Consider the following 12,906-nt stretch of genomic DNA (forward strand, 5'->3'; position numbering starts at 1 on the left):
GTCTCCTTAGGTGCCCTCCGGCTCCGTCACGTCCGTCAGGCGGGCGTGACGGAGCCGGTGGTGTCACCGGGGGCCGGCGAGCCGCCGAGGGTCGAGGAGGCGGAGATGCTGGGGCTGTTCTCCTCCGTCGACGGCGCGGTGGTCGGCGGAGTCGTCGGCGGGGTGGTGGTCGGCGGAGTCACCGGCGGCGTGGTCGTGGGCGGGGTCACCGGCGGCGTCGTGGTGGTCGGCGGCTTCGGGGACGTCGTCGTGGGCCGCGGCGGCCGGGTGGTCGTGTTCGTCGGGCCCGTCGGCGGGGCCGTCGTGGTGGTGGGCGGTGTGGTCGTCGTCGGGCTGTCCGAGGTCGACGGGGTGCCGGAGCCGCCCGGGGTGCCCGAGCTCGACGGGTCCGAGGGGTCCGACGTGGAGGCGCTTCCGGAGGCGGAGGGGCTCGGGGAGTCGGAGCGGGTGGCCTTGCCCGTCTCGCCGGGCTCCCCCGCCTCGCCGTCGGCCGGCTGCTCCTCGCCGTCGATGCCGTCGTCGGTGGCGCCTTCGGTGGCGGTGCTGTCGGAGGTGACGCGGTTGGTGGCCGGGTCCTCGCCGTTGCCGGAGGTGGCGCCGAGGGTCACGACGGTGCCGAGGACGGCGACGAGGAGCGCGCCCGCGCCGACGGCGGCGAGGTTGCGGCGCGCGCCGTCGAGGATGCCGCCCTTGAGGCTCGGGCGGCCCCCGCCGTCGACGGTGTCGGGGCGGGTGATGAGGGTCGGGCCCTCGTCGGCGAAGTCGGGGAACGCCGGGATCGGGGCCTGCGCCGGACCCCGTCCGGGACCGCCGGTCAGCGGGGCCGGCCGTGCGGCTCCGCCCGGCAGCGGCGCGGTGGCGGGCTCGGGGGCCGGTCTGCGGGCGGGGCCGCGCAGGGCCGGCGTGCCGCGCGGCGGCGAGACGGGCTCCTCGGCGCGGGCCGGGGCGGTGTGCTCCCCGGCGAGGTCGGCGACGAGGGCGAGCGCCCGCCGGCCGGCGACGGTGCCGCGCTTGTCGGCGAGCACCCCGCGCATGCCGATGGAGGCCTCCAGCTCGGCGCGGGCCCGCTCCAGGTTTCCGGCGCACAGGGCGAGGACGCCCAGCTCGTGGTGGAAGTAGGCCTCCTCGGCGACCTCGCCGGTGAGCCGGGCGGCCTCCTGGCCGGCGCGCAGGGCCCGCTCCCAGGCGCCCCAGTGCAGTCCGGCGGCGAAGGCGGGGGCGGCGGCGCGGGCGAGCAGCACGGCGGTGGCGCGGTGCTCGGCGACGGCCTCGGGGGTGCCTCCGGTGCCGGTGACCAGGACGGTGAGGGAGGCGAGGAGGGCGTCGGACTCGGCGGCGGCCCGCTCGGGGGTGACGGAGGGATGGGCCGCCCACCAGGCGTAGTGCTGGGCGGCGGTGTGGGCGCGGTCGGCGGCGGCCTCGTCGGGCCCGTACCCCTGGGCGAGGAGCTGGGTGAGCACCCCGGCGGCGAGCCGGTAGCGGGAGCCGACCGGGGAGAGCAGGCCGCAGGCCATGAGCTCGCCGAGGGCGGCGTCGGCGTGGGTGTCGCCGACGAGGGCCGGCAGATGGGCCTGGTGCGGGACCTCGCCGCCGAGGGCGACGGCGAAGCGCAGGGCGGTCTGGGCGGAGCGGCTGAGTCGGGAGGCGAGCAGGGCGGCGGGGGCTGCGCCCTCGCCGAGGCTGGGCAGGGGTATCTCGCGCAGTTCGACGTCGGGGTCGTCGATTCCGTCGAAGGCCGCCGCGGCGACGGCCGCGGCCGCGTCGGGGTCGGTCGGCCCGAAGGCCTCTTCGAGGGCGCCGAAGGCGTCGAACTCGGCGGGGGTGACGCGGAGCCGGTCGCGCTGGCGGAGCAGGGCGCCGGCCTGGACGAAGCGCAGCGGCAGGCCCTCGGACTCGAACCACAGGTCGCCGGCCCAGTTGGCCTCGTCGTCGGTGAGGGTGCGGCCGACGGCGCTCTCCAGGAGCTTGAGGGCGGCGCCGCGGCCGAGGCCCGCGAGGTGGAGGTCCTCGACGTGGGCGTCGGCCGAGGGGGCCGGGACGTCGGGTCCCGCGGCGAGCAGGAAGGCGCATTCGGGGGCGGCGGCGAGGAGCTCGTCGAGGGCGGCGCCGCCGAACTCCAGGTCGTCGACGACCACGACGGCGCCGATCTCGCGGAGCCGGTCGAGGAGCAGGGCCCGGCCGGGCCGGTGGTCGGGGGCGTGCCGGACGGCGGCGAACAGCTCGTGGAGGAGTTCGGCGGGGGTGCGGTGGTGGCCGGAGAGCCGGACGACTCCGTCGGGTGCGAGGCCGGCGCAGTCGGCTGCGACCGCGTCGAGGAGGGCGGTGCGGCCGGATCCGGCGGGGCCGGTCAGGCGGGCGGAGCGGCCGCGGCCGAGGACGGCGACGAGGCGCTCGCGCTCCTCGTGGCGTTCGAGGAGGGGCAGCTCGGGTGCGGCCGGTCCCGGCGGGACGGCCGGGGCCGCGGCGCGGTCGGCCTCGGTCCGCTCCTCGGCGGTGAGGGGGCGGGGGGCCGCGGGTTCCTGTCCGGGCGGGCAGGGTTCGATCTCGCTGCCGTCGACCGGGTTGACGGTGACGAGCAGGTCGCCGGAGACGAGCCGGACGACGCGGGCACGCGCGGGTGCGGGCGCGGGCGTGCCGCGTCCCTGGCGGACGTCGTCGCCTTCGGCGTCGTGTCCGTACTCCTCCGGTCCCCGGTTGATCGGGTCCATGGTCCAAGCCCCCAAGAGCGGTGTCCGGTGCCCGCCGGGTGGGTCCGTCAATGTGCAGGCGACCGAACCCTAGACCGTGGTCAGGCGCTCGGGAACAGGTGGGGTGCCCCGGAGACCAAGACGTCACGGTCTTGTGAGGATTGAGCGTGACGCCTGGTTCACACACCTGCTTCACACGGCTGCTTCACACGGCTGCTTCACACTCCCGGCGGCCCCGGGCGTCACACCCGGGGCAGGGACTCCAGGGCGAGGCCGCCCTCGATGGCGAGGATGCGGTGCAGCTTGGTGGCGACGAGGAGCCGCTGCATCTGGGGCGGCACCCCGCGCAGGACGAGTCGCCGGCCGCAGCGGCCCGCGCGCCGGTGGGCGCCCATGATGACGCCGAGCCCGGTCGCGTCCCAGGAGTCGAGGCCGGTCAGGTCGAGCACCAGGTCGCCGACTCCGTCGTCGACGGCCGAGTGCAGGACCGTACGGGCGTCCGCCGCGCTCCGGACGTCGAGGCGGCCCCCGACGACCAGCTCGACATGGTCGCCCCTGATGTGCATATGCGCTCCCCGAGAGTGCTCCGTCTTCGCAACAACTGACTGCCGCACCGGCAGATACGTTGCGCCTTGTCAGCGAACCGATACCGAAATTCACCCCACGGGGTGAGGCGGGGTGGCGGGTACGGCTCAGTACTTGTAGAAGCCCTGCCCGCTCTTGCGGCCGATGTCACCCGCGTCCACCATCCGGCGCATCGCTTCGGGCACCGCGAACTTCTCGTCCTGGGACTCGGTGTAGATGTTGTTGGCCGCGTTCACCAGGATGTCGATGCCGGTGAGGTCGGCGGTGGCGAGCGGGCCCATGGCGTGGCCGAAGCCCAGCTTGCAGGCGATGTCGATGTCCTCTGCGGTGGCGACGCCGGACTCGTGGAGCTTGGCGGCCTCGACGACGAGGGCCGAGATGAGGCGGGTGGTGACGAAGCCGGCGACGTCGCGGTTGACGACGATGCAGGTCTTGCCGACGGACTCGGCGAACTCCCGGGCGGCGGCGAGGGTCTCGTCGCTGGTCTTGTAGCCGCGGACGAGCTCGACGAGCTGCATCATCGGGACCGGCGAGAAGAAGTGGACGCCGACGACGGACTCGGGGCGCTCGGTCACCGCGGCGATCTTGGTGATCGGGATCGCGGAGGTGTTGGAGGCGAGGACGGCACCGTCCTTCACGACCTTGTCGAGCGAGCGGAAGATCTCGTGCTTGACGTCGAGGTTCTCGAAGACGGCCTCGACGACGATGTCGGCGTCGGCGACGGCCTCCAGCTCGGTGGTGGCGGTGATCCGGCCGAGCGCGGCTTCGGCGTCGGCGGCGTCCAGCTTGCCCTTGGCGACGAACCGGTCGTACGACGCCTTGATGCCGTCGGTGCCGCGGGTGAGGGCGGCGTCGGTGACGTCACGCAGGACGACGTCCCAGCCCGCCTGTGCCGAGACCTGCGCGATGCCGGACCCCATGAGTCCGGCCCCGATGACGGCGAGCTTCCTGGCCACGATGTTCCACCCCTCAACGCCTGTTCACTTCTGACTCTCCGGCGGAGATTAGCGGTCTGGAGCCGCCATGTGACCGTGAAGTAATGCGCGTCACGCCCTCTTTGACGGACGTCACACTCGCAGCACCTCTCAGCGCCCCGTTCGGGCACCTCCACGGTCGCCACATACCCATGGGGGGTATATGGTCGAGCGCACTGGTCCGGTCGGCCGTCACCCGGGAGGAGCTGTCGTCATGCGTCCGTACGCCCTGGGGGCCGTCCCCGCCCCGCTGCTCCTGCTGACCGGCATGGTCAGCCTCCAGTTCGGCTCCGCCTTCGCGAAACGGCTCTTCGAACAGACCGGCCCGACCGGCGCCACCCTGTTGCGGCTGCTCATCGCCGCCGCCCTGCTCTGTCTGCTCTCCCGGCCCGCGCCCCGGCTGCTGCGCACCCACTGGCGGCTGCTGCTGCCCTACGGAGCCGTCTTCGCCGTGATGCAGTTCTCGTTCTACGAGGCGACCTCACGGCTCCCCCTCGGAGTCGTGGTGACGCTGGAGTTCAGCGGCCCCCTGCTGCTCGCCGCCCTCACCTCACGCCGCGCGCTCGACCGCCTCCGGGTGGCACTCGCGGGCCTCGGCCTGCTCGCCCTCGGCGGCACGAAAGGCATGGACGACCCGGTCGGCCTGGCCGCGAGCCTGCTCACCGGAGCAGCGCTCACCGGCTACATCCTGCTCGGGGCCCGGGTCGGCAGGGCCGTCCCCGGCGGCTCGGGCCTGGCCCTCGGCCTCACCGTGGCCGCCGTCCTCGCCCTGCCCACCGCCCCGGTGCTCGGCCTTCCCTCCCCGGACGTCCTCCTAGATCCCGGGGTGCTCGCGGCCGCGCTCGCGGTGGCGGTCCTCACGACCGTGGTGCCGTTCTCGCTGGAGTTCGCCGCGCTGCGCCGGATGCCGCCGCGGGTCTTCGCCGTCCTCTCCACGGTGGAGCCGGTCATCGCGGCCCTGGTGGGGCTCGCCCTGCTCGGTGAGCGCCTGTCGTGGCTCCAGTGGGCGGCCGTGCTCTGCGTGGTGGGCGCGGCCGTCGGCACGGGCCGGGCCGCCGCGGGCACGCCCACCGAAGCCGGACCACCCGACACCTCCACCGCACCGTCCGATCGATCCCCGTCCCGGAAGAACGGAGTGCACTCATGACCACCCTGCCCACCTCCCGGAGCCGTACGAGCCCGCCGCCCCGCGTCGCACCCCTCCTGGAGACCGTCTCCACCACCTCCCGCTCGGCGGTCCTCGTCGCGGGCGGCTACTTCGACACGGCCGCCGGCATCGGCGCCTTCTCGCTCAACTCCTTCGCCCTCGCGCAGGAGACCGGCGCGGCCGCGCGCCGGCTGCACCGGGGCAACAAGGTGCTCTACGACGTCATCGTCAACGACCTGGGCATGTCCTGTTCCACCGACGTCTGCACGCTGCCGGCCGCCGGCTCCGAGGAGACCGACCTCTCCCCGCTCACCGCCTCGGCCGCCGAGGCCGGGATCTCCTTCACCGTCACCCGCGAGCGGAACCTGCGCAATCGCGCCGCCCGGTCGATGAAACGGTGGCTGCGCGACCCCGCCGCCCAGCCGCTGTTCACCCGCGACGGCGACGAGATCGTCTTCCGTTCCCGCCAGTACGAGAAGGTGCTCGCCGGAGTCGTCGAGGACGACCACGTCGTACCGCGCTGCCCGCTGATCGTCGCCGAGTACTTCGCCCGCTACTTCGCCCGACTGCGGCGGGCCTTCCCCGACTGCGCGCACCGCCATGTCGTCGACATCAACTCGCTCGCCGACCGGGACAAGGTGACCAAGGGCGCCGAGATCTACTTCCGGACGCACGGCACGCCCGAGGAGGAGATCGTGCTCGTCTTCGCCGATCCGTCCTGCGCCGATCCGCTGGCCCTGACCTACACGGCGTACGACTTCTGACAGCACCGACTTCTGATCACCCGTCACAGCGGAAGAGGAAGAGAACCGGCATGTCCACGATCTATCTCGACCACCAGGCGACCACCCCTGCGGACCCGGCGGTCGTCGAGGCGATGCAGTTCGCCGCCGTCCACTGTTACGCCAACCCGTCCAGCCCGCACGCCGCCGGCATCCGCGCCTTCCGCGAGGTCGAGCGGGCGCGCGGGGCGGTCGCCCGGCTCATCGGGGCGGGACGCAGCGAGATCTGCTTCACCTCCGGGGCGACGGAGGGCAACAACCTCGCGATCAAAGGGGTCGTCCCACCCGCCCTCGGCCCCGGCACGGCCCGTCATGTGGTGACGACCGCGGTGGAGCACAAGTCCGTGCTCGACACCTGCCGTTCGCTGCGGGAGGCGGGCCACGAGGTGACGGTGCTGCCGGTCGACGGCGCGGGCCGGGTCGACCCGGAGCAGGTGGCGGCGGCGCTGCGGCCGGACACCGCGCTCGTCTCCGTGATGCTCGCCAACAACGAGGTCTCCACGATCCAGCCGGTCGCCGAGATCGGCGCGCTGACCCGGACGGCGGGCGTCCCGCTGCACTGCGACGCGACCCAGGGGGTGGGCTCGCTGCCGGTGGACGTACGGGCGCTCGGCGTCGACCTGCTGACCTTCTCCGGGCACAAGATCTACGGCCCCAAGGGCGTCGGCGTCCTCTACGTCTCCCACCGGCTCTCGGACCGGGCGCCGCTGGTGCCGCTGCTGCACGGTGGCGGCCAGGAGCGGGGGCTGCGCGCGGGCACCCTCAACACCGCCGCGGTCATCGGTCTCGGCGCGGCCGTCGGCGTCCTCGCGGCGGGCCGGGAGGAGGAGGCGGTACGGCTCGCGGGGCTGCGGGCGCTGTTCCTGTCCGAGCTCGCCGGCCTCGTCCCGTACGAGCTCAACAGCGGTACGGGTCCTGGTTTCCTGCCGCACGCCGTGAATCTCTCCTTCCCGGGCGTGGACGCGCAGCAGCTGCTCCTGGAGGTCGCCGATCTGGCCGTCTCGACGGGTTCGGCCTGCAACAGCTCGGCCCAGGAGCCCTCGCACGTCCTGGCGGCGATCGGGCTCCCGCCGGAGCGGATCCGGGGCAGTGTCCGGATCTCGTTCGGCCGTTTCACGACGGAGGCGGACGCGGTCCGCGCGGCCCACGCGCTGGCGGCGGTGGCCGTCCGCCGCCAGGCGCACACGGCGTAGGCGCCACCCCGGCGGGCGCACACGGCGTAGGCATCACCCCGGCCCGCGGCGTCACCGTCGGCGCCGGCCCGCGGAGTCACCGTCGGCGCCGGTCAGGGTGGTCCGTCAGCCCTCGCGCACCGCGTAGGTCAGCACCTTCTCGCTCAGCAGCTCCTCGATCTCGTCGAGGAGCACGAGGGCCTCGCGGGAGACGGTGGTCGCCTTGCCTCCGTCGGTCATCTCGCGGGTGATGTAGCCGACGACGGTGCTCTCGATCCAGGCGAGCTGCCCCCCGACCAGCAGCGGCAGCGGGTCCTCGGCAGGCGCGCCGGTCTCCTCGCGGAGGGTGGCGACGACGGCGTCGTGGACCTGCTGCTGGACGTGGAAGAGCCGGGCCTTGAGCGTGGGGGCGTGCTCGATGACGTTCATGAAGGCGTCGAAGCCGTCCATGAGCCCGTACGCGGGTGACACCGCCCCGATGTCCTGGCGGAGTTCGCGCAGGACGGCGCGCGCGGCGGACTCCCCCCGGTCGCGGCCTCGGATCATCCGGGCGAGGCGCTGGGTGACGCCGTCCATCCGGTCGAGGAAGAGGTCCTCCTTGGCCGGGAAGTAGTTGTAGACGGTGTTGACGGAGACGTCCGCCGCCTCGGCGACGTCCGCGACGGTGACGTGGACGAAGCCGTGCTCCAGGAAGAGCCCGGTCGCGATGTCCGAGATCCGCTGCTTCGTCTCGCGCTTCTTACGTTCCCTGAGTCCCTCGGCCATGCCCCTCATCCTAGGCTCCCTGAAATTTCAGTGGCTCTGAAATTTTGGAGACGTTGCAAAATTTCAGTGACTCTGTTTTTGTAGTCGCCATGCCCATCATCAACACGGCCGGGCTCGCCCGGACCTTCGCCACCAGGAACGGCCCCGTCCAGGCCGTCCGCGGGATCGACCTCACCGTCCGGCCCGGCGAGATCGTCGGACTGCTCGGACCCAACGGGGCCGGCAAGACCACCACCCTCCGGATGCTCACCACGCTCCTCCCGCCCACCGGCGGCGCCGCCACCGTCGCCGGCCACGACCTCGTACGGGACCCCGCCGCCGTCCGCCGCCGCATCGGATACGTCGCCCAGTCCGGCGGCCTCGACCCCCAGGAGACCGTCCGCTCCGAGCTGGTCCTCCAGGGCCGGCTCTACGGCATGAACCGGGCCGACGCGGCGGCCCGCGCCGAGGAACTCGCGGCCGACCTCGGGCTCACCGAACTCCTCGACCGGAGGACCCCGGCACTCTCCGGCGGCCAGCGCCGTCGGCTCGACCTCGCGATGGGGCTCACCCACCGGCCGGAGATCCTCTTCCTCGACGAACCGACGACCGGCCTGGACCCCGGCAGCCGCGCCGACCTCTGGGCCCTGGTGCGACGGCTGCGCGACGAGCACGGCACCACCGTCGTCCTCACCACCCACTACCTGGACGAGGCCGACACCCTCGCCGACCGGCTGGTCGTCGTCGACAAGGGCACGGTCGTCGCCGAGGACACCCCCGCCGCCCTCAAGGCCGCCCATGGCGCGGCCACCCTCCAGGACGCCTTCCTGGCCGTCACCGGACGCGGCCCGGCCCCCGTCGACACCACCCCCGTAGCGGTCTAAGCCCCCTGGCCACTCAGTCCCCTAGGACATCCGATGCTTCTCCACGACACCGCTCTCCTCTTCGGGCGCTACGCCCGCCAGACCCTGCGCTCCCCGTTCCAGATCTTCTTCGGCGCCCTGATGCCGCTGCTCTACCTGCTCCTCTTCGGACCGCTGCTCACCGGACTCCCACTCGGCGGCAAGGGCGACTCCTGGCAGATCCTCGTCCCCGGCCTGCTGCTCCAACTCGGGCTCTTCGGCGCCTCGTTCGCTGGTTTCTCGATCATCATGGAGAAGAACTGGGGCGTCTTCGACCGCATGCGGGTCACCCCGGTGAGCCGGCTCGCCCTGCTGCTCGGCCGGGTCCTGCGGGACGCCGCGCTCTTCGTCTTCCAGGCGGTACTGCTCGTCCTGGCCGCCCTGCCGATGGGCCTCAGGGCCCCGCTCGGCGGCATCCTGATCGGCTTCGGCTTCGTCGCCCTCCTGTCGGTGGCGCTGGCCTCGCTCTCGTACGCACTCGCCCTGAAGCTGCGGACCCCGCAGGAGTTCGGACCCGCGATCAACACGCTCGCGATGCCGGCGATGCTGCTGTCGGGCCTGATGCTGCCGATGACCCTCGCCCCCGGCTGGTTGGACGTGCTCTCGCGCCTGATGCCGTTCCGCCATCTGGTGGACGCGGTCCGGGAGGCGTACATCGGCCACTACACGACACCGACGCTGCTGTACGGGGTGCTCGTCGCCCTCGGGATCGCGGCACTCGCCGTGACGGTCGGCACACGGACGTTCCAGAAGGCCATCGCCTAACTAGGCTGGTCCCATGGTCAATCTGACGCGCATCTACACCCGTACCGGCGACCAGGGCACGACGGCTCTCGGCGACATGAGCAGGACCGCCAAGACGGATCTGCGGATCTCGGCCTACGCCGACGCCAACGAGGCCAACGCCGCCATCGGTACGGCGATCGCCCTCGGGCAGCTCGACGCGGAGGTCGTGAAGGTCCTCGTCCGGGTCCAGAACGACCTCTTCGACGTGGGCGCGGACCTCTGCACGCCGGTGGTGGAGGACCCGAAGTACCCGCCGCTGCGGGTCGAGCAGTCGTACGTCGACAAGCTGGAGGCCGACTGCGACCTCTTCCTGGAGCAGCTCGACAAGCTGCGCTCCTTCATCCTGCCGGGCGGCACGCCCGGGGCAGCGCTGCTGCACCAGGCGTGCACGGTGGTCCGGCGGGCGGAGCGCTCCACCTGGGCGGCCCTGGAGGTGCACGGCGAGACGATGAACGCCCTGACCGCCACGTACCTCAACCGCCTGTCAGACCTGCTCTTCATCCTTGCGCGCACCGCGAACAAGGAGGTCGGGGACGTGCTCTGGGTCCCGGGCGGGGACCGCTGACTCGTTCACCGGGGCCTTCTTCGGCCAGATCGCGTAGGTGAGCGCGATCAGGCCGTGGATGCCCGCCGCCCGCCAGGCGACGAAGATCCAGCCGTACAGCCCGTCGGTGTCGCCGTCGTCGCCGACGTACCAGGCGGCCAGGAGCAGCAGGACCGAGGCGACGGCCGCGGCGACCGCCGAGCCGACCCAGACCGCACCCTCGTGGCGGGCGCGGGCCATCCCGTACTTCGGCGGCTTCGGCGGCGGGGGCGCCCCGCCGAAGCGGTGGGCGGCGTGGCCGTCGAGCCACTTCACGGTGCGGTGGCCGTGGCCGACGGTGTAGCCGATGTAGAGGGCGGCGAGGCCGTGCTTCCAGCTGGGGTCGGCGCCGTTCTTGAGATCGATCGCGGTGACGACGAGGAGCAGAACCTCCAGGAGCGGCTCGGCGAGCAGCAGCGCGATACCCGTCCGGGGCATCTTCAGGAGGTAGCGGGTGGCGAGGCCGGCGGCCAGCAGGACCCAGAAGCCGACCTCGCAGATGACGATCAGCGTGACGATCACAGCGGTTCCCCTTTCGGTTCCCCTTCAGCGTCTCGTGGGATCCGGCCGGATTCGTCGTCGCCGGTGACGACGTCCGCGTACATCCTTCGACGGAGGGACGGATCGGCCCGGACGAGGAGGTCAGGGCGGGTACGGGCGTGTTGGATGAGTCCGTGACACTCCCCCGCCCGCACCGCTTCGATCTGCTCATCGCCCTCGCCGGGTTCGCCACCGGGCTGCTCCTGTGGTCCTTCGGTCTCTACACGACCGGCGACCGCGTCCTCGACCAGCGGTGGGCGCCGCTGATCCCGCTCGCGGTGATGGCGGCGACGGAGGCGGTACGCCGGACGATGCCGCGGACGGCTCTGAACGTCGGCACTCTCGCGATCGTCGCCGACCAGTTCACCAACGGGAACCTGGCCACGGTCCTGATGTTCACGGACGTGGTCTACGCGTCCGTGGTGTACGGCCCTCCCACCTCGGCCCGACGCGTCCCGTACACCACGGGGCTGATCTCGGTCGCGATGACGGTCGGCTTCCTCGTCTGGTGGCAGAACGCGATCGCCCTGCTCATCGGGGTGATCAGCGCGATGATCTCCTTCATGCCCGCCATGACCGGTGCCGTCGTGCGCAACCACCGGGAGGTCGCGGAGGCCGCCCGCCTCCGGGCCGAACAGACGGCGTTGCTCGCCGAGATGGACCGGGCGCAGGCCGTGGTGGCCGAGCGGGCCCGGATGGCGCGCGAGCTGCACGACATGGTCGCGAACCACCTCTCGGCGATCGCGATCCACTCCACGGCGGCGCTCTCGATCGACGAAGCGGCCACCACCCGGCAGGCGCTGACCGTCATCCGGGAGAACAGCGTGGCGGGCCTGTCGGAGATGCGACGGCTCATCGGACTCCTGCGGGACAGCAGCGGGGACACGGAGCCGGCCGCCGCGCCCACCCTCGCGGGTCTGGACGCCCTGGTCGAACAGGCACGGACGAACGCCCGGCCGAGCGGTCTCGTCCTCGTCCTGGAGGACACCCGGGACACGGCGGCGGGTCTTCCGGCGCCGGTGGAACTGGCCGCGTACCGGATCGTGCAGGAGTCCCTGACGAACGCGCTCAAGCACGCGGCACCCGGCGAGGTCAGGGTGGTGCTCGGCCGCGAACGCAGAGCCCTTACGGTCGAGGTGACGAGTCCGTCGGGGGAACGCCCCGGGCCGACCGCGCCCGGTTCGGGGGCGGGCCTGGTGGGGATGCGGGAGCGGGTGGACCTGCTCGGCGGCGAGTTCGAGGCGGGTCCGACGACGGACCGCGAAGGCCGGAAACAGTGGCGGGTCAGGGCGGAACTGCCCATGGACGCGAGTGACGAGGAGCGGGCATGACAGTGCGGGTGGTGGTCGCCGAGGACCAGTCCGCGGTACGGGCGGGGCTTGTCCTCATCCTGGGCAGCGCACCGGACATCGAGGTGGTCGGGGAGGCGGCGGACGGCGAGCGGGCGGTGGAGCTGGCCCGCGAACTGCGGCCGGATCTGGTCCTGATGGATGTGCAGATGCCCCGGATGGACGGGGTGACGGCGACCGGGATCGTCGTGTCGGAGGGTCTCGCCGATGTGCTGGTCCTGACGACCTTCGACATCGACGCGTACGTCTTCGGGGCGCTGCGGGCGGGGGCGTCGGGTTTCCTGCTGAAGAACGCGGACGCGCGGGAACTGATCGAGGCGGTACGGACGGTGGCGCGCGGCGAGGGTCTGATCGCCCCGGCGGTGACCCGGCGGCTGATCGCGGAGTTCGCGTCGACGGGCCGTCCGGTGCGGGCGACGGCGGGGACGGACCCGGCCGTGCTCGACGCGCTGACGCCCCGGGAGCGGGAGGTGCTGTCGACGCTCGGCGAGGGTCTGTCGAACGCGGAGATCGCCGTCCGGCTGGACATGGCGGAGGCGACGGTGAAGACCCACGTCAGCAAGGTGCTGGGGAAGCTGGCGCTGCGGAGCAGGGTTCAAGCGGCCGTGCTAGCACAGGAGTTGGGCGTCTAGGGGGACATCGGCGACGTTGGTCT

At 72.8% G+C, this 12,906-nt stretch carries 13 protein-coding genes; 8 read left to right on the forward strand and 5 right to left on the reverse strand.

What is annotated here, in order from left to right; genetic code table 11:
• Positions 1–35: 35 nt before the first annotated feature.
• The 3 genes from OG259_RS13625 to OG259_RS13635 form a co-directional block, all read right to left on the reverse strand.
• A complete protein-coding gene (locus OG259_RS13625; RefSeq protein ID WP_328942514.1) occupies positions 36–2,708 on the reverse strand; it encodes an ATP-binding protein in 2,673 nt (890 codons plus the stop codon).
• Between the two features lie 221 nt (positions 2,709–2,929).
• Complete coding sequence (locus tag OG259_RS13630) at positions 2,930–3,253, reverse strand: STAS domain-containing protein (protein WP_015036221.1); 324 nt, start codon at positions 3,251–3,253, stop codon at positions 2,930–2,932.
• A 126-nt stretch (positions 3,254–3,379) separates the two neighbouring features.
• A complete protein-coding gene (locus tag OG259_RS13635) occupies positions 3,380–4,228 on the reverse strand; it encodes a 3-hydroxyacyl-CoA dehydrogenase family protein (RefSeq protein ID WP_328942515.1) in 849 nt (282 codons plus the stop codon).
• Positions 4,229–4,460: 232 nt separating this feature from the next.
• On the opposite strand from OG259_RS13635, the gene OG259_RS13640 reads away from it, so the two are divergent.
• The 3 genes from OG259_RS13640 to OG259_RS13650 are packed head-to-tail and all read left to right on the forward strand — an operon-like array spanning position 4,461 to position 7,368.
• On the forward strand, positions 4,461–5,393 hold the full coding sequence (locus OG259_RS13640) for an EamA family transporter (protein ID WP_328942516.1): 933 nt from the start codon (positions 4,461–4,463) through the stop codon (positions 5,391–5,393).
• The gene (locus OG259_RS13645) at positions 5,390–6,157 is read left to right on the forward strand and encodes a hypothetical protein (protein ID WP_328942517.1); all 768 of its coding nucleotides are present in this window, start codon (positions 5,390–5,392) and stop codon (positions 6,155–6,157) included. The genes OG259_RS13640 and OG259_RS13645 overlap by 4 nt, the downstream gene beginning before the upstream one ends.
• A 50-nt stretch (positions 6,158–6,207) precedes the next feature.
• Positions 6,208–7,368, forward strand: coding sequence for a cysteine desulfurase family protein (locus OG259_RS13650; protein WP_328942518.1), 1,161 nt, complete (start codon positions 6,208–6,210; stop codon positions 7,366–7,368).
• Between the two features lie 105 nt (positions 7,369–7,473).
• On the opposite strand, the gene OG259_RS13655 is transcribed toward OG259_RS13650, so the two are convergent.
• Complete coding sequence (locus tag OG259_RS13655) at positions 7,474–8,112, reverse strand: TetR/AcrR family transcriptional regulator (RefSeq protein WP_328942519.1); 639 nt, start codon at positions 8,110–8,112, stop codon at positions 7,474–7,476.
• 89 nt (positions 8,113–8,201) lie between these two features.
• Between OG259_RS13655 and OG259_RS13660 the strand changes: the two genes are divergently transcribed.
• Genes OG259_RS13660 through OG259_RS13670 form a run of 3 tightly spaced genes read left to right on the forward strand, consistent with a single transcriptional unit; the run spans position 8,202 to position 10,344 of the window.
• Positions 8,202–8,975: an ABC transporter ATP-binding protein gene (locus OG259_RS13660; RefSeq protein WP_328942520.1), complete on the forward strand. Its 774-nt coding sequence runs from the start codon at positions 8,202–8,204 to the stop codon at positions 8,973–8,975.
• Between the two features lie 33 nt (positions 8,976–9,008).
• On the forward strand, positions 9,009–9,758 hold the full coding sequence (locus tag OG259_RS13665; RefSeq protein WP_328942521.1) for an ABC transporter permease: 750 nt from the start codon (positions 9,009–9,011) through the stop codon (positions 9,756–9,758).
• 13 nt (positions 9,759–9,771) lie between these two features.
• Positions 9,772–10,344, forward strand: a complete 573-nt coding sequence (locus tag OG259_RS13670) for a cob(I)yrinic acid a,c-diamide adenosyltransferase (RefSeq protein WP_187622544.1) — start codon at positions 9,772–9,774, stop codon at positions 10,342–10,344.
• Here OG259_RS13670 and OG259_RS13675 read toward each other — a convergent pair.
• Complete coding sequence (locus OG259_RS13675) at positions 10,264–10,884, reverse strand: hypothetical protein (protein ID WP_328942522.1); 621 nt, start codon at positions 10,882–10,884, stop codon at positions 10,264–10,266. The genes OG259_RS13670 and OG259_RS13675 overlap by 81 nt on opposite strands.
• Before the next feature lie 152 nt (positions 10,885–11,036).
• Between OG259_RS13675 and OG259_RS13680 the strand changes: the two genes are divergently transcribed.
• Together OG259_RS13680 and OG259_RS13685 are read left to right on the forward strand one after the other, a co-directional pair.
• Positions 11,037–12,233 (forward strand): sensor histidine kinase, encoded by a 1,197-nt coding sequence (locus OG259_RS13680; RefSeq protein WP_328942523.1) that lies wholly within the window; start codon positions 11,037–11,039, stop codon positions 12,231–12,233.
• Entirely contained in the window at positions 12,230–12,883 is a 654-nt protein-coding gene (locus tag OG259_RS13685; RefSeq protein WP_266896705.1) for a response regulator, read from the forward strand. The genes OG259_RS13680 and OG259_RS13685 overlap by 4 nt, the downstream gene beginning before the upstream one ends.
• Positions 12,884–12,906 lie beyond the last annotated feature (23 nt).

Source organism: Streptomyces sp. NBC_00250 (genome assembly GCF_036192275.1).
In the GTDB taxonomy this organism is placed as follows: domain Bacteria; phylum Actinomycetota; class Actinomycetes; order Streptomycetales; family Streptomycetaceae; genus Streptomyces.

Excerpts from the sequence above, each read along its gene's own strand:
- OG259_RS13625 (WP_328942514.1), bottom strand. The coding sequence starts at position 2,708 with ATGGACCCGATCAACCGGGGACCGGAGGAGTACGGACACGACGCCGAA.
- OG259_RS13665 (WP_328942521.1), top strand. The coding sequence starts at position 9,009 with ATGCTTCTCCACGACACCGCTCTCCTCTTCGGGCGCTACGCCCGCCAG.
- OG259_RS13650 (WP_328942518.1), top strand. The coding sequence starts at position 6,208 with ATGTCCACGATCTATCTCGACCACCAGGCGACCACCCCTGCGGACCCG.
- OG259_RS13685 (WP_266896705.1), top strand. The coding sequence starts at position 12,230 with ATGACAGTGCGGGTGGTGGTCGCCGAGGACCAGTCCGCGGTACGGGCG.
- OG259_RS13630 (WP_015036221.1), bottom strand. The coding sequence starts at position 3,253 with ATGCACATCAGGGGCGACCATGTCGAGCTGGTCGTCGGGGGCCGCCTC.
- OG259_RS13655 (WP_328942519.1), bottom strand. The coding sequence starts at position 8,112 with ATGGCCGAGGGACTCAGGGAACGTAAGAAGCGCGAGACGAAGCAGCGG.
- OG259_RS13670 (WP_187622544.1), top strand. The coding sequence starts at position 9,772 with ATGGTCAATCTGACGCGCATCTACACCCGTACCGGCGACCAGGGCACG.
- OG259_RS13660 (WP_328942520.1), top strand. The coding sequence starts at position 8,202 with ATGCCCATCATCAACACGGCCGGGCTCGCCCGGACCTTCGCCACCAGG.
- OG259_RS13645 (WP_328942517.1), top strand. The coding sequence starts at position 5,390 with ATGACCACCCTGCCCACCTCCCGGAGCCGTACGAGCCCGCCGCCCCGC.
- OG259_RS13640 (WP_328942516.1), top strand. The coding sequence starts at position 4,461 with ATGCGTCCGTACGCCCTGGGGGCCGTCCCCGCCCCGCTGCTCCTGCTG.